This window comes from Musicola paradisiaca NCPPB 2511 (assembly GCF_000400505.1).
Taxonomy (GTDB): Bacteria; Pseudomonadota; Gammaproteobacteria; order Enterobacterales; family Enterobacteriaceae; genus Musicola; species Musicola paradisiaca.
Genome location: NZ_CM001857.1, coordinates 1326731 through 1352256, shown reverse-complemented (window position 1 = coordinate 1352256; position 25526 = coordinate 1326731). Strand labels below are relative to the sequence as shown.

Genomic DNA, 25526 nt, shown 5'->3' with positions numbered 1-25526 from the left:
ACTAGTCTTTATCTATCCGGCTGGCTACCGCGCCCTGCTGATCGCGATATTTGGCGTCCTCGCGGCGGTTATAAGGGCGAGCCGCCGGGCCGGACAAAGGTTCGAAACTCAACGCGCCGATCATCATGCCCGGACGCAGCGCCAGCGGCAGTTTGCCTGAATTATAGAACTCCAGCACGATGCACCCCTGCCAGCCCGGATCGATACGATGCGCGGTGACGTGCACCATCAACCCCAACCGCGCCAGCGAAGAACGCCCATCCAACCAGCCGACCAGATTATCCGGCAACGTCACCGACTCCAGCGTCACCGCCAGCGCCAGTTCGCCCGGATGCAAAAAAAAGGCCTCGCCTTCCGGCAGATTGATTTCATCGCTCATAACACGGTCAAGCGCGGCGCTGACTTCGTCTTTCGGGCCGCTCAGATCGATGAACGGCGCGGTATGCCCACGAAATACCCGAAACTGGTTGCCCAAACGCACATCCACGGTCGCACCGTTAATCCGCTCCGCGGGTGGACGGGGGGTTATCGCCAGGAGACCTTCATCCAGCCACTTTTCTATGTCACGGTCACACAGTCTCATCATCTTTTCCCTTCGATTTCGGCAGGTGATAAAACTGCCACAGCAGGCGGGTAAATGCCATGCCGGCGCACCCGCACAACAGATTATTCAAAGAATTGGCTGATTTTCGCCTTCAGAATATCAATCGCGATACGGTTCTTGCCCCCGCGCGGCACGATAATATCCGCATACTGCTTTGACGGTTCGATGAACTGCAAAAACATCGGCCGCACGGTTTTCTGATACTGCTCCATAACGGAATCCATTGAGCGGCCACGTTCATTCACATCGCGGCGCATACGGCGCATCAGACAAATATCCAGCGGCGTATCGACAAAGATCGAGAAATTCAGCTCTTCACGCAAACGGGCGTCGGTCAGCAGCAGAATGCCTTCCAGAATAATCACTTTCTTCGGCGCCAGATGCACCGTCTCCGTCAGGCGCGTGTGTTCAACGTAACTGTACTGCGGCAGCGCGATAGGTTCGCCGGCCTTAAGACGCTGCAAATGTTGCAGCAGCAGGCTGTGATCCATGGCATTAGGGTGGTCGTAGTTGGTTTTGACCCGTTCGCTCATGGTCAGATGGGATTGATCTTTGTAATAACTGTCTTCCGGAATAACGCCGATATGCTCGTCGCCCACCTGATCACGCAGCTCGCGATAGAGGGTACTGGCAATAAGGCTTTTTCCGGACGCGGAAGCGCCGGCAATCCCGATAATGACACACTGGCGAGACTTATCAGTCATGACGATAACGACCTGATTAACAAATAAAGAATTAAGGAGGGAAGCGCCCGGGCTTCAACACCGAGGGGCTGAACGCGGCAATTATAGGGAGTTACCACACAACGCGCCAGCATTACGCGGAATCACGGAGGTAAAGTCTGGGAAAACGTCAAAACGCCGTTCTGACCGGCAGAGGTACTGAAATAAATAACGCCGGCGGTTGCCGGCGTCGTCTGAGCGTCGGCGTCAAACCGCCCGGAAAGCAATTTCAGTGGGAATGACTTCGCCCTGCCAGTAAAGCTGAGCGGCCACCTGCCCCGCCAGTTCGCGATATAGCGAGGTAAACTCACTCTCCGGCTTACTGACGACCGTCGGCTCGCCGCGGTCGAGATCCTCACGCAGCGAGATATGCAACGGCAGTTGCCCCAGCAAGGCGCAATGGTATTTTTCCGCCAGCTTCTGCGCGCCGCCGGTACCGAAAATCGGCTCCAGATGACCACAGTTGCTGCAGATATGCACGCTCATGTTCTCCACAATGCCCAGCACCGGCACCTTGACCTTTTCAAACATGACGATGCCCTTCATCGCATCCACCAGCGCGATGTCCTGCGGCGTAGTGACGACTACCGCGCCCGTGACCGGCACGTTTTGCGCCAGCGTCAGTTGAATGTCGCCGGTGCCCGGCGGCATATCCAGCACCAGGTAATCCAATTCGGGCCACAACGTATCTTGCAATAACTGCAGCAACGCTTTGCTGGCCATCGGCCCGCGCCACACCATGGCGTTATCGTCAGTCACCAGATAGCCGATCGAGTTGGTCGCCAGACCATGCGCCACGATCGGCGCCATATGCTGCCCGTCCGGCGAGGTGGGCCGCTCGCTGGCCGCGCCCAGCATGGTGGGAATGGACGGCCCGTAGATATCGGCATCCAGAATCCCCACGCTGGCGCCTTCCGCGGCCAGCGCCAGCGCCAGATTCACCGCCGTACTGGATTTACCGACGCCGCCCTTGCCGGAGCTGACGGCGATAATGTTTTTAACGCCCTTCACGCCGGGCTGGTCATTGGCGCGCCGCAGCGTGGCGATATTGTGGGTCAGACGCCACTCGACTTCACGCGCGCCGGTCAGGCGCAGCAATTCTTCACTCACGGTGTCTTTCAACACCGTCAGCCCGCCCAGCCAGACAAACGGCATGGTCAATTCAATATGCAGAACGCCGTCCAGCAACGCGCAATGGTGCAGCGCGTTAAGAGCGGTCAGATTGTTTTTCAGCGTCGGGTGCTTAAATGTAGACAGGACGCCATTCACAATGGCGCGCAATGCATCGGGGTTTTGCGCAGGGAGTTTCTCGTTCATCCCGGCTCCTTGAAGTTGAATAATAATGTCGTCAATGCCGCCATAGCATAACAGAACGCCACACAACCGGTGTACCTGAGAGCAAAAACCGTGCCCGCACCGACAAACATGCTTTTATTGACCAGGGGGAGCACCAAGGTTTACGCCCCAAGGCGCGATGGGGTAACATCAGCACTCCTTCTTATTCACCCAACAACATGCAAGTTCCCCACTATGACTCAAGTCGCAAGAAAAATTTTGGTAACGTGCGCGCTGCCTTACGCTAACGGTCCGATTCACCTTGGCCACATGCTCGAACACATTCAGGCGGATATCTGGGTTCGTTACCAGCGAATGCGCGGCAACCAGGTTCACTTCATCTGTGCGGACGACGCACACGGCACGCCGATCATGCTGAAAGCTCAGCAGATGGGTCTGGCGCCGGAGCAGATGATTGAACAGGTGAGTCAGGAACATCAGCGGGACTTTACCGGTTTCGATATCAGTTTCGACAACTATCACTCCACGCACAGCGAAGAAAACCGCGAGCTGTCCGGGCTGATTTACCGTCGTCTGAAAGAAAACGGCTTTATCAAAAGCCGCACCATTTCCCAGTTGTTCGACCCGGAAAAAAGCATGTTCCTGCCGGATCGTTTTGTAAAAGGCACCTGCCCGAAATGCAAAGCGCCGGATCAGTACGGCGACAACTGCGAGGTGTGCGGCGCTACCTACAGCCCCACCGAGCTTATCGACCCGAAATCCGCCGTTTCCGGTGCTACACCGGTGATGCGCGACTCCGAACACTTCTTCTTCGACCTGCCGGCCTTCAGCGACATGCTGCAAAGCTGGACTCGCTCCGGTGCATTGCAAGAGCAGGTCGCCAACAAGATGCAAGAGTGGTTCGACGCCGGTCTGCAACAGTGGGACATCTCCCGCGATGCGCCCTACTTCGGCTTTGAAGTGCCGGATGCGCCGGGCAAATACTTCTACGTTTGGCTGGATGCGCCGATCGGTTACATGGGGTCGTTCAAAAACCTGTGCGACAAACGCGGCGACATCCATTTCGACGAGTTCTGGAGCAAGGACTCCACCGCCGATCTTTACCACTTCATCGGCAAAGACATCGTCTACTTCCACAGCCTGTTCTGGCCGGCCATGCTGGAAGGCAGCGGTTTCCGCAAGCCGACCAACCTGTTCGTGCACGGTTACGTCACGGTCAACGGCGCCAAGATGTCCAAATCCCGCGGCACCTTTATCAAGGCGGAAACCTACCTGAAACACCTGGATGCCGACTGCCTGCGTTACTACTACGCCGCCAAGTTGTCGTCCCGTATCGACGACATCGACCTCAATCTGGAAGACTTCATCCAGCGCGTCAACGCAGACATCGTCAACAAGGTGGTCAATCTGGCCTCCCGCAACGCCGGCTTCATTAACAAGCGTTTTGCCGGCAAGCTGGCGGATCACATCGCCGACCCGGCGCTGTACCAGACGTTTATCGAGGCAGCGCAAACCATCGCCGATGCCTATGACAGCCGTGAATCCGGCAAGGCGGTTCGTGAAATCATGGCGCTGGCCGATTTGGCCAACCGGTATGTGGACGAACAGGCGCCGTGGGTGGTGGCGAAAGAAGAAGGCCGCGATGCCGAGCTGCAATCCATTTGCTCCATGGGCATCCACCTGTTCCGCGTACTGATGACCTACCTGAAACCGGTGCTGCCCGCACTGGCCGCACGCGCCGAAGCCTTCCTGAACGCGGAACTGCGCTGGGACACGCTGGCGCAGCCGCTCAACGGCCATACCGTCAACGCATTCAAGGCGTTGTTTAATCGTATCGACGGCGCCCAGGTGCAGAATATGGTCGATGCGTCGAAAGAAGAAGCCGCGGCGGCGGCCAAGCCGGTCAGCGGGCCGCTGGCGGACGCGCCGATTCAGGGCACCATCGACTTCGCCGATTTCGACAAAGTGGATATGCGCGTGGCGCGTATCGAGAAAGCCGATCGGGTGGAGGGCTCCGACAAGCTGCTGCGTCTGACGCTGGATTTAGGCGGCGAAACCCGCCAGGTGTTCTCCGGCATCCGTTCCGCCTACCCGGATCCGGCGGCGCTGGTCGGCCGTCTGACCATCATGGTCGCCAATCTGGCGCCGCGCAAAATGCGTTTCGGCGTATCCGAAGGCATGGTGATGGCGGCTGGCCCCGGCGGGAAAGACATTTTCCTGCTGAGCCCCGACAGCGGCGCCCAGCCTGGCATGCAGGTGAAATAAGTCCCTATATCGGGCCGGTACTGTCCGGCCCGTTTTTCTCCGCCCCACATGCTACCTACCGATAGCGCTGCGCTGCCCCGCCTCCCCCGGTTGACACCTCCGACCATGTCGGTATTCGGATAAACGGCATAGCACTTCCACCGCCGCCGTGATAGAAAGTACCTCGTCGTGATTGTCACGCCACGCACTTAGCTGCGTGCGCTGTTGGCCTGCACCTTCACGTTGTGCGTGATGATCCGACACCTATCATCGATCATGGAGGAATATCGAATGTCCCGTATGACCCCTTTGCTGCTGGGTGCAGCACTGCTTGCCGTCACCGCGCCAGTTATGGCGTCCAACGCATTGAAAAGCACCGATGCCGTGATCACTGCCCTGACTCAAGGACGCAGTGTGAATGTCACTATCGATTTGTCCGCCTGTACACCACAAGAGGGTACCCCAGCCAGCAAAACCCGCGGCGGACTACATATCAGCGCCTATCGTCTGATTGATAACGGTACGCTGTCCTTCAGCGATGAACATTTCACCGTTGCCAACGATGGCACGCCGATTCAGCAATTCATGCGGTATCAGCTGCTGCCGGACAATACCATCCGCTTCACGACCTTTATGTTTAACCTGCCCAGCCTGCAACAGCGCGGCAACACCCTGAGTTACCAGTGCAAACTCGGTCAGGATATCGGCTTTTTCGTGCAGTAAGTCTTACCCAGCGCGCCCAGCCGACCAGGTCGGGCGCGTTTATTTCGTCTCGTCTCCCGCAGGCCGCCAGTCCATCTATCACATTGAACGAAAAGTTATAAGCTAAGCCCAAAAGGCATAATTCGCCCCCTTTCCACGCTGCGCAGTTACCCGCTATGATTCCTCATTATTCAAATAGACATCCAGACATAAAGATATCCATATACCCTGAATAATTCGCGTTGTAGGACAACCGGCTGGCGTGTTGTCCTGCAACCTGAAGTATGACGGGGAGACGCTGGCAAACCTGATTTCACAACACCGAGGATTGATCATGAAGAAATTCCCCATCGCACTGCTGGCCCTAAGCCTGTCGTCGTTAAGTACATGGGCTGCCGAAACACCGGCTACCGCAGCGCCGGTGCCGGCCGTCATCGCCGGCCATCAGGGGCCGGTACGTATCGCCGTCATCCGTAATCTGGGTTCCGACGATAACACCACGCAGTTCATCTCTGGGGTGTTGGAAGAGGGTAAAGCGTTGGGCTTCAAGATCAGTACCTTCCTCAGCAACGGCGATGACGCCAAATTTCAGGACTTCGTCAATCAGGCCATCAGTCAGAAATACGACGGCATTATTTTGTCGCAAGGCCGCGCGCCCTATTCGACCGAGCTGGTACAACGCATCGTCGACAGCGGCATCAAGGTGTCTGTATTCGACACTGCGGTCGACCGCACCATTGCAGGCGTCACCGTCACCCAGCAGGACGATGCCTCGTTGGCCAACGAATCACTCGGGCAACTGGTGAAAGACTTCAACGGCCAAGCCAACATCGTTAAATTGTGGGTCGCCGGCTTCCCACCAATGGAGCGGCGTCAGGTGGCTTACCAGAGGATCCTGAAGGACAACCCGGGCATCAAAGAGCTGGAATCCATCGGCGCGGTATCCTCCGATGTACAGGGCGACACCGCTAACAAGGTCGGCGCGATCCTGGCGAAATACCCGAAAGGCAAGATCGATGCGATTTGGGGAGCCTGGGATGCGTTCAGCCAAGGCGCTTACAAGGCGTTGAAAGAGAACGGCCGCACCGAAATCAAACTCTACAGCATCGACATCTCCAATCAGGATCTGCAATTGATGCGTGAAGCCGGCAGCCCGTGGAAAGTCAGCGTAGCGGTAGATCCGAAACTGATCGGCAAAGTCAACCTGCGTCTGGTCGCCAACAAAATTGCCGGGGAAACAACGCCGGCCAGCTACGAATTCCGTGCGGCCGCCATCCCACAGGCGCTGCTGCTAAGCCAACCGGGCCCGGTGAACGTGGCCGGTCTGGCGAAAATCATCCCCGGCTGGGGTCAAACCAATGATTTTGTCGCCCCGTGGTTTGCTACACTGGCGGCTAAAGCGAAATAACACGCTGCTGCAATCACCAGGAAACCAACGTGGGGAGGCTGCCGCCAAGGCGCCTCCCCAACGCCATTACGTACCGATAGACCCGTATCAACAATCACGGAGGCTTGTTATGGCATCAGCGCCTTTACCCACGCCAGAGTACAGCCGCAACATGCGGTTGATTGGTTACAGCGATCAGGGCGGCCGTCCTGATGGCGTTCAGGTTATGGTTCATCGGGGATATGCCTACATTGGGCACATGGTGTCGCAAGGGGTGTCCATCGTCGACGTGCGCGATCCGAAAAACCCCAAACCGGCCGGCTTCATCGCCGCGCCGCCCGGCACCTGGAACATCCATCTGCAAACCCACGACGATCTGTTGCTGGTGGTCAACGCGCGCGACCTGTTCGCCGATGCCCGCTTCGCGGAAGAAAAGGTCTACTACACCCGTTCCGTGGCGGATACGGTCAGCACCCGGCAGCAGGACAAAACCTGGAGCGCCGGGCTGCGGATTTTTGATATCTCCACACCGCACCGTCCGCAGGAAATCAGCTTTCTGCCGCTCGACGGCATCGGCATCCATCGCATCTGGTATGTGGGCGGCCGCTGGGCTTATGTCTCTGCGCTGCTCGACGGTTACAGCGACTATATTTTCCTGACCATCGATCTGGCCGACCCACGCAGGCCGGAGGTCGCCGGCCGCTATTGGCTGCCGGGGATGTACACTGCGGGCGGCGAGCAACCCGGCTGGCCGGAGGGCAAACGCTACGCACTGCACCATGCGATCGTCAGCGGCGATACCGCTTACGGCAGTTGGCGCGACGGCGGCCTGACACTGCTGGATGTCAGCGATCGCACCCAACCGACGCTCATCAGCCACCGCAACTGGAGCCCGCCGTTTGGCGGCGGTACGCATACCGCGCTGCCATTGCCGGATCGCGATTTGCTGATCGTACTGGATGAGGCGGTGCTGGATAATCAGGAAGATGGCGAGAAACTGATTTGGGTCTTCGACATCCGCTCACCGGCTAACCCGGTGAGCATCGCCACCTTCCCGCAGCCGCATGAAACGGATTACGTCAAAAAAGGCGCGCACTTCGGCCCGCACAATTTGCATGAAAATCGACCGGGCAGTTTCATCAGCTCCTCGCTGATCTTCGCTACCTATCAGAATGCCGGGGTACGCGCCTACGACATCAGCAACCCATATCGTCCCAAAGAAACCGGCGCGCTGGTGCCCGCCGCGCCGGAACGCATGGTCGACCAACGCCCGGGACGCCCTCGGGTTATTCAGTCATGCGATGTGTTTGTGGATGCGCAAGGGATTATCTACAGCACCGACTACAACGCGGGTCTGTCGATTATCGAGTACCGCGGATAGTCCGCGTGCATTCAGGAGGAATCACTGCCGCAGCGGGCTGTCCACGGATGTCGGCATACACCGCGACATGATACCGGCAACGTTAGTCAGAAAAATACGCCGGCTAACGTCGCGATACCACAATCGCAATACCACAATCGCGATACCACATACCAATAAAAACGACAGGGCTTCACGGTTCACACGCCGTGAAGCCCTGTCGTCTTCGTTAATGCTATGCCAATCGCACCCGCTGACCGTTAGCGGTTGTGGAACCAGCGCGGATCGATATTACCCATGTCATTGCCGTACAGGCTGGAAATCGACAGCAACGCGGCGAGCCAGTGATAAGCCTCACGCTTGTCGCGTTCAGCATTCAGTGTTTCTTTCGGGATAGCGCGTTTTCCAATCCCGCTGAAACGTTTTGCGACAGCAAGCATCATGTTCACCTCCACCTGTTGGTTCAAACCGGAATACTCTTCAGAGGTTGAGTTAATCGAAGAATGCGCCCAAAAGGAAATAGGGCTTTCTGCAGTAGATATCCGGAAATAGGCTAAGGGCCGGTGGGAGTAGGTTTGCCGCCGGTTATCGGGTTGGCGAGTTGGCGGGAGACGGGCACATAGCGATTCCGACTTGCCCGGTTACTTATGCGCTGTCCGCGTTCAGGACAACGGCGCCGCGCCAGCGTGAGCCCGTTCTCGGCATCGCCCGTCGTCCGTGTTCCGCCCGTTTCGCCTCAGGCGAAATACTGACGCATCAACATCTCCGCACCGTCATCAATCGCCTTGTGGATCGCCCCGACGCTGCGTTCGCTATCGCCTGCCGCCAGCGCCTCCAGCAATTCATCGTAATTGTGGTGCCCCTGCGCCGTTTCGGTGGACTGCGGGTAGAGATAGTTAAAACAGGGACCGATGCGCACCCAAAGCTGTTCGATCAACGAGGTTAACGTCGGCATCCGCGCATCGTCATACAGCCGGAAACGAAATGTCCGATTAGCCTGCAACGCCAATTCAACGTTACCTGCCAGCTTGGCGTCGCGAAACGCGCCGCAGAGCCCAGCCAGCACCGCCCGCTCCTCCTCCGTCATCCGCTGCGACGCCGCCGCAACGGCCATCCCCTCCAGATTCTTGCGAATCAGCGTGATCTCCTGATAACAGGCCAGCGAAATCTCCGGCACCATGAACGCCTGGGCGGGAGCGGCATCCAGCGCGCCGGACGACGCCAGCCGCAGCAACGCCTCGCGAACCGGCGTGATACTGGTGCCCAACTGTTCGGCAATCTCTTTCGTGACCAGTCTGGCGCCCGGTTTCAACGCCCCCACAATCAACGCGCTCTTCAGTTTTCCCTCGACCTGCATGGTCAGGCTCACACGTTGCGCTTTTTCTAACTCCAGCATGCTTTTTTCCTATAGCAAAAAACCAAATTTGCAATTGCGGTTTACTGATTGGCCTGTCATATATGAAGTATATAGGATATATCATGTATCTTTAAGCTCAATATATACACCGGCTGACGCTGTCCATAGTGTGAGCTCAGCCCGGAAAAGCCGGATACCACGTTTGCTGTTATCAGGCTGTGTTCCTCAATGAACCCGGCGCGGCAGGTTCGCCATCAAACACGGCTGAGACACCATTCGTGTCTGAGCGGTTGGTGAACACGCCGCGGCGACGACATCCTCGGCCGTCACGCCATTGAGGAACACAGCCTGTATTTTCCAGTCATGTCCGTTGCCGGACACAGGTATAAGGATTGATGTAATGAAACATTCTGTCCGTACTATTGCTTCTTTGGTTGTGCTGTTCAGTCTGCTTTCGCCCGTCGGCCGGGCTAGCGAACTGGTGATTGGCCAACCTGCTTCCGCCACCGCCATGGATCCCGGCTTCCTCAAGGAAGCCGCCACCCTCGTCGACAACATTTTCGATACGCTGGTGTTGCGCGACGCCGATATGCAGCTGCAACCCGGCCTCGCCACCGCCTGGAAAGCGCTGGATACCACCACCTGGCAGTTCGATCTTCGTCAAGGGGTCACGTTCACCAACGGAGAACCGGTCAACGCGGCGGCGGTGAAATTCTCCATCGATCGGATTCTGGATCCGGCCAATAAGGCGCCGACCATCTCCTATATCCGTACTATCGCCTCGGTGGAAGTCACCGGCGATTATCAGGTACGTATTCACACGCAGGGCCCGGATCCGCTGCTACCCACGCGCATGAGTCGCTACCCGACGTACATCGTTCCCCCCGCCTACGTCAGCCGGGTCGGCGCGGCGGAATTCGCCCGCAAGCCGATCGGCAGCGGCGCCTATATTCTGAAAGAGTTCATTCCCGACGAACGGGTGGTGATGCAGGCCAACCCGAACTACTGGCGCGGCAAGCCCACCATCGATCAGGTCATCTGGCGCCCGATACCTGAAGCCACCGCCCGCATCACTGCCTTATTGACCGGCGAGGTTCAGCTGGTGGACGGTGTGCCGGCCAACCTGGTGCCGACGTTGCAAAACAAGCCCGGCATACGGTTGGAACAGGTGAAAGGCGGCGGATTGACTCTCTATCTGGGGCTGAAAAACAACCAGAAACCGCTGGATGACGTGCGGGTGCGTCAGGCCATCTCGCTGGCGCTGAACCGTCAGGCATACACCAGTCAGTTGCTGCATAACTTCGGCACCCCAACCGGCACCCTGCCGCGGCCGAAAGATTTCGGCTATCTGGATATTCCGGCGCCGAAGCAAGACATCGCCAAAGCCAAAGCCCTGTTACGGGAAGCCGGCTACCCAGATGGATTCAGCCTGAAATTCCAGGCGCCGCGCCGCTATATCGCCAGCGCCGAAGTGGCGCAGGCCATCGTGCAGGATCTGGCCGCCGTGGGCATCAACGCGCAGTTGGACGTGCCGGAATGGTCGGTGTACACCCAGCAGGTGGCCTCCGGCAAGCAGGCGGAGCTGTATATGCTGGCCTGGGGATCGACCCAAACGCTGGATGCGGACGCCGCGCTCTACCCGGTGCTGCATTCGGGCGAACCCTACTCCACCGTCAATGCGCCGGAGTTGGATACCTTGCTGAACGACAGCCGCGCCACCGTCGACAGCCAGAAGCGCGAGCAGATCCTGCATAAAATCCAGCAGTGGGTGGCCGAGCAACAGCCGCTGATCCCGCTCTACCGAGAAGATTCGCTCTACGCCGGCAGCGACAAGTTGCATTTCACCGGCCGGGCCGATGCCCGCATCCCACTGTTCGATCTGACGCTGCCATGATCGCCGCGCCTCGCCGTTCCGCCCACCGTCGCCGTTTCCACGGCGACGGCATACTCGGCGGCCTGCTGATCGTCATGGTGCTGGCGGCGGCCTTGCTGACGCCGCTGCTGCCGCTGGCCGACCCGCTAGCCGGCAATCTGACGGACATCTTCCTGCCGCCGGGTAGCGTCACCGCTTCCGGCCACCACTGGCTGGGCACCGATCAGCTGGGCCGCGATTTGCTGTCCCGCATACTGGCAGGCACGCGCCTGTCGCTGACGGTGGTGATACTGGCAGCCTCCATCGCCGTGGTGATCGGCAGCCTGCTTGGTATGCTCGCCGGTTATGTCGGCGGTGGGCTTGACGCACTGATCATGCGTCTTATCGATATCCAACTGGCCGTGCCCTTTATTTTGCTGATCCTGCTGGTGATGGCGCTGTTCGGCACCAACCTGCAAAACATCGTCATCATCATGGGCGTCACCAGTTGGGCGGTTTACGCCCGCGTCGCACGGGCCAAGACGCTGGAAATTCGGGAGCTGGAATTCATTGAGGCGGTTCGCGCCATGGGTTTTTCCGCCCCGCGCATACTGTTGCGCCATATTCTGCCCAATCTGGCGACGCCGCTGGTGGTGCTGTTGACGTTGGATATTCCGCGGCTGATCGTGCTGGAAGCGTCGATCGGCTTTCTCGGCATGGGCGTCCAGCCGCCGACCCCCACCCTCGGCAATCTTATCGGCGAAGGGCGCTCTTATCTGCTGCTGGCGCAATGGCTGGTGCTGTGGCCCGGCGTAGTTATCGCCGCGCTGGTCGTCGGCTGCAACCTGCTGGGCGACGCGCTGCTGCGCCGCACCCACACGAGGCTCGAATAATATGCCGCGCTATATTCTCTCCCGCATCGGGCAAGCCGTGTTGGTGATGTTCGGCGTATCGCTGCTGATTTTTTACAGCCTGCATCTGACCGGCGATCCGGCGGCCGTCATGATGCCGCCGGGCTCCAGCCAACAGGAGATCGATGTTTTTCGTCACAGCATGGGATTCGACCAGCCGTTATTGCAGCAGTACGGCCATTACCTCGGCAACGTGTTGCGCGGCGATCTCGGCGCCTCGCTGCGTTACGAGCAGCCGGTGGTCAGCCTGATCGCAGCACGAATTCCCGCAACGCTGCTGCTGGCGGTGGCCGCGCTGGTCTGGAGCACAGCGGCCGGCCTGTTGCTCGGCATAATCAGCGCCGTCAGGCGAGATTCGGTCTGGGATCTACTCGCCAGGCTGCTGGCGTTCAGCGGACAGGCCATTCCGGTGTTCTGGCTTGGGCTACTGCTGATTATCCTGTTCAGCCTCAATCTGCACTGGTTGCCCTCCGGCGGCTACGGCAGCGCCAGTCAGTTGCTGATGCCCGCCGTCAGCCTGGGCGCCTACTACATGAGCGCCATCGCCCGGCTGGTGCGGGCCAGCCTGATCGACGTATTGCAGCAGGAATATATCCGCACCGCGCAGGCCAAAGGGCTAAGCCAGACGCGCATTCTGTTCCTCCACGCGCTGCGCAATGCGCTGATCCCGGTCGTGACCGTTCAGGGCATGTATTTCGCGTCCTTGTTGGGAGGCGCGCTGGTCACTGAGATCATTTTCGCCTGGCCGGGCATTGGTCGGCTGGCGGTACAAGCGATCCAAAACCGCGACTTCCCGCTGGTGCAGGCCATCGTATTGCTGGCGGCGCTGGTGTTCGTGGTCATCAACCTGCTGATCGACCTGCTGTATGTGGTGCTCAACCCGAGGATAAAACTGTGACCGGGCAACAGACCGACCTGTTGGAAGAAACGCTGGCATTGCTGACGACCATTACGCCGTTTCAAAGCGTTAGCGGCAATCTGTCGCCGCAGCGCGCGCTGGCCGCCTGGCTGGAGCAGTGGCTGCAGACCCACCTCAACGCACAGGTTATCTACCCGGTCAGCCGGCAATGGCAGCTCGACCGGCCGCCGCTGGTGCACGTAAGGATCGACACCGGCGCCCGCACCTCACTGACGCTCTACAACATGTACGATGTGATGCCCGCCGACGCCGAAGGCTGGCAGTCCGACCCCTTCAACGGTGTCATCACCCACTGGGCGGACAAAGGCGACGTGTTTGTCGCGCGCGGCGCGGAAAACAACAAAGGGCCGCTGGCGGGCATGCTGGCGGTCGTGCGTCAGCTGTGGCAGTCCGGCCGGCTGCACGTCAATCTGGATATTTTGCTGGAAGGGGAAGAGGAAACCGGCAGCGGCCACCTGCGGCGCTATCTGGCCCGGCAGCCTTGCCCGGTCGCCGCGTCGCAGGCCGTGTTGTTTCCGTCGCTGTGCGAATACGGCGGCGGCGCGCCGCGCGTTTATCTGGGCTTTACCGGGCTGACCTCCGCACGATTGCAGGTGAGCGGCGGCGATTGGGGCGGCCCGCAGGCGGCAATCCACGCCAGTAACGCCGCCTGGATCGCCAACCCGGCCTGGCGGCTGACGCAGGCGCTCGGCCGGATAGCGCCCGCCGAGCAAAACGGCGTATTGCTCACCCGCCGGCCGGACGACGACGCGCAGGCGCTGCTGGAACCGTTGGCTTCCCGTTTCACTCTCGCCGACGAGCTGCGCTTTCGCCGCAGCGCCCGGCTGGCGATCGAGGGCGATACTCTGCACTGCCTCAACCACTTGCTGGGCAGCGCGGTGCTCAACATCGCCGAAATCCACACCCTGCCCGTCGGCGGACGCGGCGTGATCCCCTACGCCGCATCCGCCGAACTGGCACTGCGCGTGCCGCCGCATCTCGACCCGCAAACGCTACTGCATGATATCCGGCACGCCTTGTCGCGCCCGGAACTGGACGGCGTCGCGCTGCATATCGCCGACAGCTATCCCGGTTGTCGCTTCGGTATGCAGGATACGGGGGTGGCCGAGCTGCTGCACAGCTATCGCCGACAACAGGCCGAGCCGGATATCTGGCCGTGGGCGCCGGGATGCGCCCCCGCTTACGCCTTTGCGTCGATCGCGCCCGCCTTTCTGATTGGCGGGCTGGGTGAAGGCGGTAACGCGCACGGCGTCAACGAATTCGCCACGCTGCGCGGCCTGACGCGATTTACCCAATCGCTTGCCGATTGGCTGGGCGCTTTTTCCGACTCTCCCTACCCCGCTGGGGAACACACCGAAAACAGGAATGACTTATGAAAACGCTGGCTGATTTTGAACGTGTCACGTTGGGATTTTTCCCCACCCCACTGGAGTCGCTACCGCGGCTGGGCGACGATCTCGGCATTGCACTGTCGATTAAACGCGACGACTACACCGGATTCGGCGGCGGCGGCAACAAAGTACGCAAGCTGGAATACCTGATGGCCGACGCCTGCCGCCGACAGGTGAACGTGGTGATCACCACCGGCGGCCATCAGTCCAACCATGCCCGCATGGTGGCGGCCGCAGCGCGTAAATACGGCATGAAACCGGTACTGGTGCTACGCGGCCATGCGCCCGACGCCTACCAGGGCAATCTGCTGCTCGATAGGTTGTTCGGCGCAGAACTGGAATTTCTTGACCCGGACGCCTATTTCACCCAGATCGACGGCGCCATGCAGGCGCACGCCGATGCGGCCTCGGCCCGCGGTGAAAAACCGCTGATCATCCCGCTGGGCGGCGCGACGCCGCTCGGCGCGCTGGGTTACGTCCGAGCGGTTGAAGAAATGGCGGCGCAGTTGAGCGAACGCGGCGAGAATCCGCCGGATTATCTCATCGCCCCTTGTGGCTCCGGCGGAACGCTGGCGGGCCTCTACGTCGGCGCCCGTCGCTACTGGCCGCAGACGCGCATCATCGGCATCAGCGTCAGCGCCAAATCCGAATGGTTTCAGGCGCGCATCGCCGCCATGGCGCAGGCATGTGCCGATCTGCTGGAGTGGGGACAGCGCTGGCAGCCCGAAGAGATCCAGGTCGCGGACGACTACGTGGGCGCTGCCTACGGCGTGCCCTCGCCCGGCGGCATCGATGCTATCTATCAGGCGGCGCGGCGCGAAGGCGTGCTGCTTGATCCGGTCTATACCGGTAAAGCCATGCATGGCCTATTCGCGCTGGTGGCACAGCAACGCATCCAGCCGGGCAGCCGGGTCGTCTTTATCCACTGTGGCGGCTCCCCCGCGCTGTACCCCTTTGCACAACGCTTACTGGAGGCCTGAACATGTCGGCGCCGTTACGCGTTCTGAATCAGGCCCAGGTACGCGCACTGGGCGGCGAAGACCCGCAGCAGGCGTTTCTCGACGTGGTGGATACCGTACATCTGCTGCGTCAGGGAGCGGCGAGTATGCCGGCGGAAACCCACGTCGGGTTAGACACGCCCGGGGGAAAAGTCTATGCCCTGCCCGCTCGCGTCGGCGGCCGATTCAACAGCACCGGGGTGAAATGGACCGCGCATCGCCCCGACGCCGGCGATGGTTTCCCCATGGCGATGACGCTGACGCTGCTCAACCGGGCGGACAACGGCGTCCCCCGTCGGGGTTGTTGGAGAGCGGTGGTCTGACTGCGGCCCGTACCGCCGCCGTATCGGCGGTAGCGCTGCATTACGCCGCGCCCAGGCCGGTGGAACGGGTATTGCTGCTGGGCGCCGGCATGCAGGCCCGCGCCCACCTCACCATGCTGCAAACCTTGTTCCCGCATCTCGCCCAAGTCACCTGCTGGAATCGTACCCCCGCGCACTTAACGCAGATGTTGGTCAACGCCGAACGCTCCCCTTGGCCCATCGTCGCCAAAACCACACTGCAGGACGCCCTGCGACACCCCTACGATGCGCTAATCAGTTGCACCGGCAGCCCGACGCCCATACTGGCGCCCGACGCGATGCGCGATGGCACGCTGCTGATCCAGGCGGGCTACCACGAAGCCGCGTTTGATACCATCCGGCATGCCACGCAGGTCGTAGTGGATGCCTGGGGCGATTTCTGCCACACCAGCGCCAAAAGCTTGTTTCAAATGTTCCGCGCCGGCCAGTTCGCCGAACGCCAGGTCGCCGCCGATCTGACGCAGCTGATTGTGGATGGCTGGCGGGCGACGCCGGACGATCGGGTCTACTTTTCGTCGTTCGGACTCAACGTGTTCGATATCGCGCTGGCGGCACGGGTGTTGCAACAAGCCGCCGTCAGCAACACCGGTACAGCGTTGCCGCTGTTTACAGGATCCCCGTTATGCTGATTGATGCTTCCACCCTGCGCCGACGACTGGCGGCGGGGGAAAAATTCGACCTGATTGATGTACGAGATCACGCCGACTGGCAACAGGCCACCCTGCCCAACGCCCACCATCTCAATGTGTATGACTATTTCATTCCCGACGCCACCGAAGCCGGCGTGCAGCAGATGGCGGCATCGTTCCTGCACGCCTGGCGACAACTGCCGCGTCGCCCTGATGCTATCCCGGTGTTTTTCGAACAACAGGTGGGCATGCGATCGCCTCGCGGCGTTTGGTTTTGCGAACTGACAGGCGAGCGCAGCATGCTGCTGGATGGCGGATTGGACGCCTGGCGGCTGGCGGGGGGAACGGTATTACCAGGCCAAGGGATCAGCGCCGTCGTCAGCGCGTCGCGCCACCTGCCGCTGCCGGTCGATTTCCGACGCGAATGTACCGCCACCCGTGATGAAGTCATCCGCGCAGACGGTGTAACGACCGTCATTCTCGATGCTCGCCGCCCCGCCGAATTCGACGGTAGCTTTGTGCATCCGTGCTGCCCGCGCGCGGGCCGGATCCCCGGCGCAACACTGCTGTTCTGGGAAGATATGGTGCAGGACGGGCGTTTTCTGCCGCCGGAAGAGATCGCCCGTCGGGCGCAGGCCGCCGGGTTGCAACCGCATCAGCGCATTATCGCCTACTGCCACCGCGGCGCGCGCGCGGCCACCGTCACCACCGCATTACGGCTGGCAGGCTATACCCGGCTGGCGGTATACGTCGGCTCCTGGCACGAATGGGCTGAACACGAGGAGCTGCCGCTGCAACGCGGCGAGCCGACGGACGCCGGCCCTCAAGCCTGATCTCGAGCACTGGCCGGCCCGTCATTGGCGCGACGCTGCGCCAGCGATTGACGGATATCCGGCGCCGCGGCCACCAGCCGCCGGGTGTACTCATGGGCGGGCCGATCGAGCACCTGTTCGGTCGTTCCGCGCTCAACGATAACCCCGTGATACAACACCACCACCCGATCGCAGATCTGGCGCACCGCGCCCAGGTCGTGGCTGATAAACAGGATGCTCAGCCCCAGCGTCGCCCGCAGTTGGCCGAGCAGCGCCAGTATCTGCCCACGCACCGATAAATCCAGTGCGGACACCGCTTCGTCCGCCACCAGCAGTTCAGGCTCTAACGCCAACGCCCGCGCAATGACGATACGCTGGCGCTGACCACCGGAAAATGCGCCGGGTCGCCGCCCAGCATGGTGCGGCTCCAGTCCGACGCGCGTCAGCAACGCCGCTACCCGGGCTGGGATCTCGTCGGCCGGGCACAGCCGATGTACCCGCAGCGGTTCGGCAATTTGTTCACCGACGCTCATTGCCGGGTCAAGGCTGGCGTAGGGATCCTGAAAAATAATCTGCGCTCGCCGGCGCAGTTGCCGACGCTGACGGCAATTCGCCCGACCAAGATTGATACCGTCGAATTCCACCACGCCGTCATCCGCCGGGATCAGCCCAATCGCCATACGCCCCAGCGTCGTCTTGCCCGACCCCGACTCCCCGATCAGCCCGACAATTTCTCCCCGTTCCACGGTGATCGAGGCGGCATGCAGCACGGTATGGGATCGCCCGGGGAAAAATGGCACGGCGGCAGGCTGCGCGTAGGATTTAGTGACGTTCTCCAGTTTGATCAACGGGTTATCGCTCTCCGACACCTGCCGGAAAGCGGCCGGTTCCGGCTGCGATGCGGCGATCAGTTTACGGGTGTAGGCCGCTTGCGGACAGCTCAGCAAAACCGGAACCTCCCCTTGTTCGACGATGTTCCCCTGATGCATCACGCAGGCACGATGGGCATAGCGCGCCACTACGCCGAGATCGTGGGTAATAAGCAGCACGCCCATTCCCCGTTCCCGTTGCAGCTCCTGCAACAAGTCCAGGATCTGCGCCTGAATGATGACATCCAGGGCGGTGGTCGGTTCATCGGCTATCAGCAGCGACGGTTTACAGCTGATGGCGCTGGCGATCATCACCGCTGCCGCATACCGCCGGAAAGCTGATGGATATATTGCCTGGCGCGCCGGGCCGGTTCGACGATGCCGACCCGCTCCAATAGCGCAATGGCCTCCCGTTGCGCCTGACGCCAGCCCAGACGCTGATGCCGCACCAGCACTTCCGCAATCTGCTCGCCGACCGTCAACACCGGATTCATGCTGCTCATCGGTTCCTGGAACACCATGCCGATGCGCTGCCCACGAACCTGCGGCGCGTAGGCGTTTCCCGGCGTAGCGATCGTCTGCCCATCAAGACATACTTCGCCAGCGGCATGGTGCAGCCCTTCCGGCAGTAATCCCACCAGCGACAAAGCGCTCAGGGTTTTACCGGAACCGGATTCCCCCACCAGCGCCACAATCTCTCCGGCGTGGACACTGAATGCAATGTGATTCACCAGCGGTTTATCTCGGGAAGTGCGAATCGCCAGATCGGTAACAGTCAACAGTGGGGATGCGGAGGTCATAGCGGTATACCGGTCAGAAAACGGAGTGATGATATATAATATATTCTTCATGCGACTCCGGCTCAATCGTAGGGTCAGTCAATTTTCTGATGACTTATAGCCAGGGGTTATCAGGGACGCGGAATGCCCGCCGACGCAGGACGATGTCGAATAAAAAACGGCTTATCTTGACGATCTCGCGGCGTGGAGGGCCGTCGCTGACGGCCAGTACGGGGCAACGCTACCGTGCAGAAAAATAAGGCCGCGCCGCCGTCACTTAAACCTGTTTGGGCCGGGAAACACCGGTGAGGCGACGCCAGGAAGGACGTCGCGCCGGCGCTCGCCCCGCGAATCATACCGGTTAACGGGCTCGCATGACGCAGGGCGCGGACTTACCTATGCCGCCACTCAGGACAGCGCCAGCACCGACACCCACATCGGCCCCTGGCCGACCGCATAACGCGCCAGCGGCGTCAGCCCGCCGTTGCCCGCATCAATACGATACACTTCGATATGGTGGGATTTCTGTCCGGCGGAAATCAGGTATTGGCCGGTATGGTCGAGATTAAAACCGCGCGGCTGGGTTTCCGTCGGTTGATGGCCGAGTAGCGTCAACGCACTGCCGTCTTCCGCCACCTGGAAGATACTGATCAGGCTGGCGGTGCGATCGGTGGTGTAAAGATGGCGTCCGTCCGGCGTGATATGGATATCCGCCGACCAGCAAGTACCGTTGAAATCCGCCGGCATCGCATGCAGCGTCTGCACCCGGCGAATCTGTCCGTCGAGTGCATAGACATCCACGGTGCTATCCAGCTCATTCACACAGTAGGCGAAACGCCGGTTCGGGTGGTACGCCATATGACGCGGGCCCGCGCCTGCCACCGTGTTCTGTTCTTCCGGCTGATGCGGCGTCAACGTGCCGTCGATGCCGAGGTCATACAAACGGATACGATCTTGTTTCAGACAGGGCGCCCACAGAACGCGGTTTTCCGGATCGATATTGGAAGAGTGGCATCCTTCCAGACCGTCTAGCTGCTGAATCGGTGCGGCCACTACCCCGTCGGCGCCGATCGGGCTGACGCTGAGGCAGGCGTTACTATAGGAAGCGCTAAACAAAAAACGTCCCTGCAAATCGGTGGACAGGTGAGTCGGGCTACCCGGCAACGGCGCGACGCCCGCCTGCGTCAGGCGCCCTTGTTCATCAATGCGATAGCTAATCACCCGGAACGCCGGCCGCACACCGACGTACAGATGACGGTTGTCCGGTGCAATTGTCATCGGCTGTACCTGCCCAGGAACGTCAACCACCTGGAGCAGACTCAGTTCACCACTGGCCGCCAGTTGCCAGACGTGAATCTGCTGGCTTTCCGGGCTGGCGATATAAACCACTTGCTGCATTCAATTCTCCTTGTTAATTCGGGTGGCCGGCTGCGCCGACGCCATCGCTGATAAATCGGATCATTTCTCATGCCGTACACAGGGAAACGGGAATAAATCACAGAATAAAGAACCCTTAACCTGTCGACCTGCCTGCATCCAGTGTACCATCGCCAGGAATGCTTCTGACAACCGGATGAGAGATCGATGACCTACCGTGTAATCGCCCTAGACCTTGACGGCACCCTGTTAACCCAAAAGAAAACCATTCTTCCCGAATCGCTGATGGCGCTGGAACTGGCCAAACAAGCGGGCATCCAGGTACTGATCGTCACCGGGCGGCACCATTCGGCCATTCACCCTTTTTATCAGGCGCTAGAGCTGGATACTCCCGCTATCTGCTGCAACGGCACTTATCTGTATGATTATCAGGCCCAGCGGGCATCCTGCGCCAATCCACTGCAACCACGCCAGGCGCGCCAGGTGCTGGACATGCTGGAGCACTTCGCTATCCACGGGCTGATGTACGCCGACGACGCCATGATGTATCAGCACACCACCGGTCATATCACCCGTTCGCTGGCCTGGTCGCAGACGCTGCCGGAGCATCAACGCCCGGCGTTCCAGCAGGTGGAAAATCTGCACGCCGCCACTCACGATGCCGGTAACATTTGGAAATTCGCCACCTCGCACGCCGACAGCGCGGCGCTGAATGAATTCGCCGCTTCGGTGGAGCGCGAACTGGGTTTGGCCTGTGAGTGGTCGTGGATCGATCAGATCGATGTGGCGCAAACCGGCAACAGCAAAGGCAACCTGTTGCAGCGCTGGGCGGCATCGCAAGGCATCGCCATGACCGAGATCGTGGCCTTTGGCGATAACTTCAACGACATCAGCATGTTGTCCAGCGTAGGGCTAGGCGTGGCGATGGGCAACAGCGCCGACGACGTAAAAGCGCGTGCCGATCTGGTGATCGGCCACAATGAACAACCGGGCATCGCCGATATCATCATGAGCAGAGTGTTGAATTAAACCGGAATGATTATCCCGGTGTGCGGCAGGAAGTGCGCCCGGCGCGCCGTCACTCTCAGTAACGGCGCGCCGGGCGTTTTCTGTTTTTGCGTCGCCACAAAGTTACCGCGACATTATGACGTGATAGAGACGCTTTTTATCTGAGCATACAGCCACTGATAGGGCCGCAACGCCAGCTCATCCCGCGCCCAGGTGGTGATTCTGGCCCACAACACCTGCTCGCCAATCGCCAGCTTAACCTCCACCTGATCACCCACGTCGATGCATTCCAGCACCTTGGTCGCCAGAATATTGCGGATACTGCTGACCGGTGGCCGCTGCATCACCAGCGAGACGTCGGCGGCGTTGACGCGAATGCGCAACGTCTCCCCTTTCGGTGCGTCGAGCCGCCCCACCCACAGGTGTTGTTCGCCCAGCGACAGCGCCGTCATCGCATAATTCGGATGGTGTTCCAGCACGGTGACTTTCAGCACGCTACTCTGTTCACCCTGCGGCAGCCAGGCACGCAACGCGGTGCTGGCCCAGACTTCTTCCAGCGGCCCCTGCGCCTTGATCTGGCCTTTGTCCAACACCACCACGCGATCCGCCAGACGCAGTACCTCTTCCAGGCTGTGGCTAACGTACAAGATCGGGGTGTTGACCTCTTTTGAGAGCCGTTCCAGGTAGGGCATCAGCTCACGCTTGCGGGGAAGATCCAGCGACGCCAGCGGCTCATCCATCAGCAGCAATTCCGGCGCCGTCAACAACGCGCGCCCTATCGCCACCCGCTGTTTTTCACCGCCCGAGAGCGTCATTGGATAACGGCGCAACAGAGGGTCGATACCCAATAGCTGTACGATATCGTCAAACTGCGCCGCCATTTTTTCCGCCATGCCATAGCGCAGATTACCCTGTACGCGGTAGTGGGGAAACAGACGAGCATCCTGGAAGACGTAACCGATCCGTCGTTGTTCCGGCGGTAGGAAAACCCGCGTGTAACTGTCGGACAGCACCCGTTCATTAAGCTGAATGCGTCCTTGATCGGGTTTGGTCAACCCGACAATAGCGTTGATCAGCGAGGTTTTCCCGGCACCGGATACGCCAAACACCGCAGTAATGCCGCTGGACGGCAGCGTGGTTTTCACGCACAGCGACAAATCGCCCAGTTGCTGGGTAAAATCCAATTGCAGCATTATCCCCCCAGCCGCTTACGGCCCCACTGTGTCAGCCACTCCGATAGCAGCAACGAAAGCAATGAAAGCGCAATAGCGATAACACAAAGCCGGGCGGCCAGCATTTCCGCCCCCGGCGTTTCGATCAAGGTATACATGGCCGATGGGATGGTACGGGTTTCGCCCGGGATATTGGAAACAAAGGTGATGGTCGCGCCGAACTCCCCCAGCGAGCGGGCGAAGGCCAGCACGGTGCCCACCACAATGCCGGGCAGCGTCAGCGGCAAGGTGATGGTGAAAAACACCCGCCACGGGCCGGCGCCCAACGTGCGGGCCGCCAGTTCGAGCCGGCGATCCACCGCTTCCAGCGCCAGTCGTATCGCCCGCACCATCAGCGGAAACGACACCACCGCCGAGGCCAGCGCGGCGCCGTGCCAACTGAAGCTGAAGCTGAAACCAAACCATTCATACAACCAGGCGCCGATCACTCCCTTGCGGCCCATCCCTATCAACAGCAGGTAGCCAATCACCACCGGCGGCAACACCAGCGGCAAATGGATAATGCTGTCGAGCAGGGATTTGCCGGGGAACCGACAACGCACCAACACCCAGGAAGCCAGAATCCCCAGCGGCAGGCTGAAAAACACCGCCACCACCGAAACGCGGAGACTGAGTTCTACGGCCTGCCATTCATAGTCGTTGAGTATCATCAGCGCGGTGTAAAGCCGTAACGTTTGAACACCTCAGCCGCCTGAGGCGTCTTCAGGTAGTCAAAGAACGCTTTAACCACCGGGGTATTGCGGCCTTTCACGATCGCCATCGGGTATTCCACCGGTTTATGGGTATCGGCCGGGAAAATGCCGACCACTTTTACTTTGGCGCTGGCGACAGCATCGGAACCATACACAATACCCAGCGGCGCTTCTTCGCGTTCCACCAGCACCATGGCGGCACGCACATCGTTAGCGCGCGCCATCAACGGAGAGAGCGTATCCCAGGCATTCAGTTTCTGTAGCGCCTCTTTGGCGTAAATGCCGGCCGGTACATGATCCGGATCGCCGACGGACAAACGGCCGCCTTTCAGCAGACTTTTCCAGTCAGTGGCGTTGTTGATTTTAATACCCTTGATCTCGGAGGACTTCGGCGCAATCACTACCAGCTCATTGCCCAGTAGGGTATAGCGCGTATCGGTTTCCATCAGTTGTTTGCCCTGCGCGTAATCCATCCACTGCTGATCAGCGGAAATGAACAGGTCGGCGGGCGCCCCTTGTTCAATCTGACGAGCCAGTGTTGATGAAGACGCAAAAGAGGACACGATGGACACCTCTTTACCTTGCTGATACTGCGTGGCGATCTCCTGCAGCGCGTTGGTCAACGACGCTGCGGCGAACACGGTGACTTTTTCCTGTGCGGCATAAGCGCCTGCGCTCATTCCCAGCGTCAACGCGGCGGTAGCCAACCATTTAGTCCACTGTAATTGCATAGATTTCTCCCAGTATTTATCGTTGTGTAAAAAACAATATAACGTTAAATATCGAATCTACTACGAATTTTCATTGTTCTGACGCAAAAAAACGCTGTTCGTCACGCGCCAGAGGCATAAAAAACGCCGGGAACGTTTTTCAATCGCGCCTCACGTCTGCGCATTGATGGCGTACAGAGATGTACGTCATAAAAAAACCCGGCGTCGCATAAACGGCGACGCCGGGTTTTTATTGGGATTCGCAATAAAATATGGTGTTATTTGCTCACCAAGGAAGAATCACGGCGGCCGCCCGTACCAATGGCGGAGAACAGGTTGAACAGCTCGCCCAACCCATAAATAGCGCCCAAAATCACCGCCATCATCACCGGCACCATACATACTGCAAACAACAGACTTTTCAGCAATTCCAACATGTTGACCTCACTTCTTACCAGACTGACCGCATTCAGCCGGCAATGCTTTTATTCAGGGTGGGTTATCATACGGCAGTCTACCTGAACCGAGGGAATTCATACGTCCATTTGTGCGATTTCCTCACCGATATATACCCTAAATCACTCAGGTGCAGGCCGCCATAGACACATCGGCATGTTATGCGTCGGCGCCTCGGGACACTCTTGATCCGCGCCTTGTCACGCAATAACCGGAGGAATACCCAAAAACTGACCTCGGTAAACGGCAGGATCGAACGACGACGTTGCCGTGGGTTGCGGCGAAAACAGCGAGTTGTGTCGCGAAAGAGGCAAGCCCATGGATGGGATGAGTAATGCAGTCAAGGGGATGACAGGTATAATCTATTGAATAATCACTAATACGGAACCTTGCCATGCAAGCAGAAATTCTTCTTACCCTCAAACTGCAGGAACGTCTGTTCGCCGATCCCCGACGTATTACCCTGCTGAAACAGATCAAACAGACCGGCTCGATCAGCCAGGGAGCAAAACTGGCCGGTATCAGCTACAAAAGCGCCTGGGATGCCATCAACGACATGAATTTGTTGTCGGAACAAACCATCGTAGAACGCTCCACCGGCGGCAAAGGCGGTGGCGGCGCGCTACTGACGCGCTACGGCGACCGGCTGCTGCAACTGTATGATCTACTGGCGCAAATCCAGCAAAAAGCGTTTGACACGCTGCAACAGGACAACCTGCCGCTCGACAGCCTGTTAGCGGCCATCGCCCGTTTTTCACTACAAACCAGCGCCCGCAACCAATTCTTGGAACGGTGCTGGAACGGGATCATCAGCAGGTTCAGCAGCATTTGGCGATCCTGCTGGCAGACGGCAAAAA

General features: G+C 59.6%; 21 protein-coding genes and 3 pseudogenes. 13 read left to right on the top strand and 11 right to left on the bottom strand.

All coding sequences use genetic code 11. The features are described 5' to 3' along the window. Position 1: 1 nt before the first annotated feature. The 3 genes from dcd to apbC all read right to left on the bottom strand — a co-directional run bounded on the left by dcd (position 2) and on the right by apbC (position 2643). Positions 2-583, bottom strand: coding sequence for a dCTP deaminase (gene dcd / locus DPA2511_RS06165; protein ID WP_023638191.1), 582 nt, complete (start codon positions 581-583; stop codon positions 2-4). A gap of 83 nt (positions 584-666) precedes the next feature. Beyond that, on the bottom strand, positions 667-1308 hold the full coding sequence (udk, locus tag DPA2511_RS06160) for a uridine kinase (RefSeq protein WP_012764818.1): 642 nt from the start codon (positions 1306-1308) through the stop codon (positions 667-669). Positions 1309-1533: 225 nt separating this feature from the next. Next, positions 1534-2643 (bottom strand): iron-sulfur cluster carrier protein ApbC, encoded by a 1110-nt coding sequence (apbC, locus tag DPA2511_RS06155; protein WP_012764817.1) that lies wholly within the window; start codon positions 2641-2643, stop codon positions 1534-1536. A 213-nt stretch (positions 2644-2856) separates the two neighbouring features. Here apbC and metG point away from each other — a divergent pair, with 213 nt between their 5' ends. The 4 genes from metG (at position 2857) to DPA2511_RS06135 (ending at position 8336) form a co-directional block, all read left to right on the top strand. Then, positions 2857-4887, top strand: coding sequence for a methionine--tRNA ligase (gene metG, locus DPA2511_RS06150; RefSeq protein ID WP_012764816.1), 2031 nt, complete (start codon positions 2857-2859; stop codon positions 4885-4887). Positions 4888-5157: 270 nt separating this feature from the next. Next, on the top strand, positions 5158-5589 hold the full coding sequence (locus DPA2511_RS06145; RefSeq protein ID WP_012764815.1) for a VirK family protein: 432 nt from the start codon (positions 5158-5160) through the stop codon (positions 5587-5589). A 313-nt stretch (positions 5590-5902) separates the two neighbouring features. Next, positions 5903-6976 carry a sugar ABC transporter substrate-binding protein gene (locus tag DPA2511_RS06140; RefSeq protein ID WP_012764814.1) on the top strand — a complete coding sequence of 358 codons (1074 nt, stop codon included), beginning with the start codon at positions 5903-5905 and terminating at the stop codon, positions 6974-6976. Between the two features lie 109 nt (positions 6977-7085). Continuing rightward, positions 7086-8336 carry an LVIVD repeat-containing protein gene (locus DPA2511_RS06135; protein ID WP_012764813.1) on the top strand — a complete coding sequence of 417 codons (1251 nt, stop codon included), beginning with the start codon at positions 7086-7088 and terminating at the stop codon, positions 8334-8336. A 239-nt stretch (positions 8337-8575) separates the two neighbouring features. On the opposite strand, the gene DPA2511_RS06125 is transcribed toward DPA2511_RS06135, so the two are convergent. Both DPA2511_RS06125 and DPA2511_RS06120 read right to left on the bottom strand, forming a co-directional pair. Continuing rightward, positions 8576-8758, bottom strand: a complete 183-nt coding sequence (locus DPA2511_RS06125; protein WP_012764812.1) for a hypothetical protein — start codon at positions 8756-8758, stop codon at positions 8576-8578. A gap of 293 nt (positions 8759-9051) precedes the next feature. Beyond that, on the bottom strand, positions 9052-9711 hold the full coding sequence (locus tag DPA2511_RS06120) for a GntR family transcriptional regulator (RefSeq protein ID WP_012764811.1): 660 nt from the start codon (positions 9709-9711) through the stop codon (positions 9052-9054). Between the two features lie 361 nt (positions 9712-10072). Between DPA2511_RS06120 and DPA2511_RS06115 the strand changes: the two genes are divergently transcribed. The 7 genes and pseudogenes from DPA2511_RS06115 to DPA2511_RS06085 all read left to right on the top strand — a co-directional run bounded on the left by DPA2511_RS06115 (position 10073) and on the right by DPA2511_RS06085 (position 17567). Continuing rightward, complete coding sequence (locus DPA2511_RS06115) at positions 10073-11566, top strand: ABC transporter substrate-binding protein (RefSeq protein WP_012764810.1); 1494 nt, start codon at positions 10073-10075, stop codon at positions 11564-11566. Further along, positions 11563-12417 carry an ABC transporter permease gene (locus tag DPA2511_RS06110; protein WP_012764809.1) on the top strand — a complete coding sequence of 285 codons (855 nt, stop codon included), beginning with the start codon at positions 11563-11565 and terminating at the stop codon, positions 12415-12417. The genes DPA2511_RS06115 and DPA2511_RS06110 overlap by 4 nt, the downstream gene beginning before the upstream one ends. A 1-nt stretch (position 12418) precedes the next feature. After that, positions 12419-13333 carry an ABC transporter permease gene (locus tag DPA2511_RS06105; protein ID WP_012764808.1) on the top strand — a complete coding sequence of 305 codons (915 nt, stop codon included), beginning with the start codon at positions 12419-12421 and terminating at the stop codon, positions 13331-13333. Continuing rightward, the gene (locus DPA2511_RS06100) at positions 13330-14730 is read left to right on the top strand and encodes a M20/M25/M40 family metallo-hydrolase (protein ID WP_012764807.1); all 1401 of its coding nucleotides are present in this window, start codon (positions 13330-13332) and stop codon (positions 14728-14730) included. The genes DPA2511_RS06105 and DPA2511_RS06100 overlap by 4 nt, the downstream gene beginning before the upstream one ends. Continuing rightward, a complete protein-coding gene (locus tag DPA2511_RS06095; RefSeq protein ID WP_012764806.1) occupies positions 14727-15725 on the top strand; it encodes a 1-aminocyclopropane-1-carboxylate deaminase/D-cysteine desulfhydrase in 999 nt (332 codons plus the stop codon). The genes DPA2511_RS06100 and DPA2511_RS06095 overlap by 4 nt, the downstream gene beginning before the upstream one ends. Before the next feature lie 2 nt (positions 15726-15727). After that, positions 15728-16734: pseudogene (locus tag DPA2511_RS21155) on the top strand (ornithine cyclodeaminase). Continuing rightward, entirely contained in the window at positions 16728-17567 is an 840-nt protein-coding gene (locus DPA2511_RS06085) for a sulfurtransferase (protein WP_012764804.1), read from the top strand. The pseudogene DPA2511_RS21155 and the gene DPA2511_RS06085 overlap by 7 nt, the downstream one beginning before the upstream one ends. Here the strand turns inward: DPA2511_RS06085 and DPA2511_RS22670 are convergent. Together DPA2511_RS22670 and pgl are read right to left on the bottom strand one after the other, a co-directional pair. Then, positions 17558-19215: pseudogene (locus tag DPA2511_RS22670) on the bottom strand (dipeptide ABC transporter ATP-binding protein). The gene DPA2511_RS06085 and the pseudogene DPA2511_RS22670 overlap by 10 nt on opposite strands. Before the next feature lie 387 nt (positions 19216-19602). Next, entirely contained in the window at positions 19603-20592 is a 990-nt protein-coding gene (gene pgl / locus DPA2511_RS06075) for a 6-phosphogluconolactonase (RefSeq protein ID WP_012764802.1), read from the bottom strand. 186 nt (positions 20593-20778) lie between these two features. Between pgl and DPA2511_RS06070 the strand changes: the two genes are divergently transcribed. Continuing rightward, positions 20779-21600 (top strand): pyridoxal phosphatase, encoded by an 822-nt coding sequence (locus DPA2511_RS06070; protein WP_012764801.1) that lies wholly within the window; start codon positions 20779-20781, stop codon positions 21598-21600. A 113-nt stretch (positions 21601-21713) separates the two neighbouring features. Here the strand turns inward: DPA2511_RS06070 and modC are convergent, their stop codons facing one another. The 4 genes from modC to DPA2511_RS22665 all read right to left on the bottom strand — a co-directional run bounded on the left by modC (position 21714) and on the right by DPA2511_RS22665 (position 24650). After that, positions 21714-22772, bottom strand: coding sequence for a molybdenum ABC transporter ATP-binding protein ModC (modC, locus tag DPA2511_RS06065; protein WP_012764800.1), 1059 nt, complete (start codon positions 22770-22772; stop codon positions 21714-21716). After that, a complete protein-coding gene (gene modB / locus DPA2511_RS06060; RefSeq protein WP_012764799.1) occupies positions 22772-23461 on the bottom strand; it encodes a molybdate ABC transporter permease subunit in 690 nt (229 codons plus the stop codon). The genes modC and modB overlap by 1 nt, the downstream gene beginning before the upstream one ends. Further along, positions 23461-24234 carry a molybdate ABC transporter substrate-binding protein gene (modA, locus tag DPA2511_RS06055; RefSeq protein WP_012764798.1) on the bottom strand — a complete coding sequence of 258 codons (774 nt, stop codon included), beginning with the start codon at positions 24232-24234 and terminating at the stop codon, positions 23461-23463. Before modA ends, modB begins: the two co-directional genes overlap by 1 nt. A gap of 257 nt (positions 24235-24491) precedes the next feature. Next, positions 24492-24650 carry an AcrZ family multidrug efflux pump-associated protein gene (locus DPA2511_RS22665; protein ID WP_012764797.1) on the bottom strand — a complete coding sequence of 53 codons (159 nt, stop codon included), beginning with the start codon at positions 24648-24650 and terminating at the stop codon, positions 24492-24494. A 413-nt stretch (positions 24651-25063) separates the two neighbouring features. Between DPA2511_RS22665 and DPA2511_RS22660 the strand changes: the two are divergent. Further along, positions 25064-25526: pseudogene (locus tag DPA2511_RS22660) on the top strand (molybdenum-dependent transcriptional regulator); the annotation flags it as partial.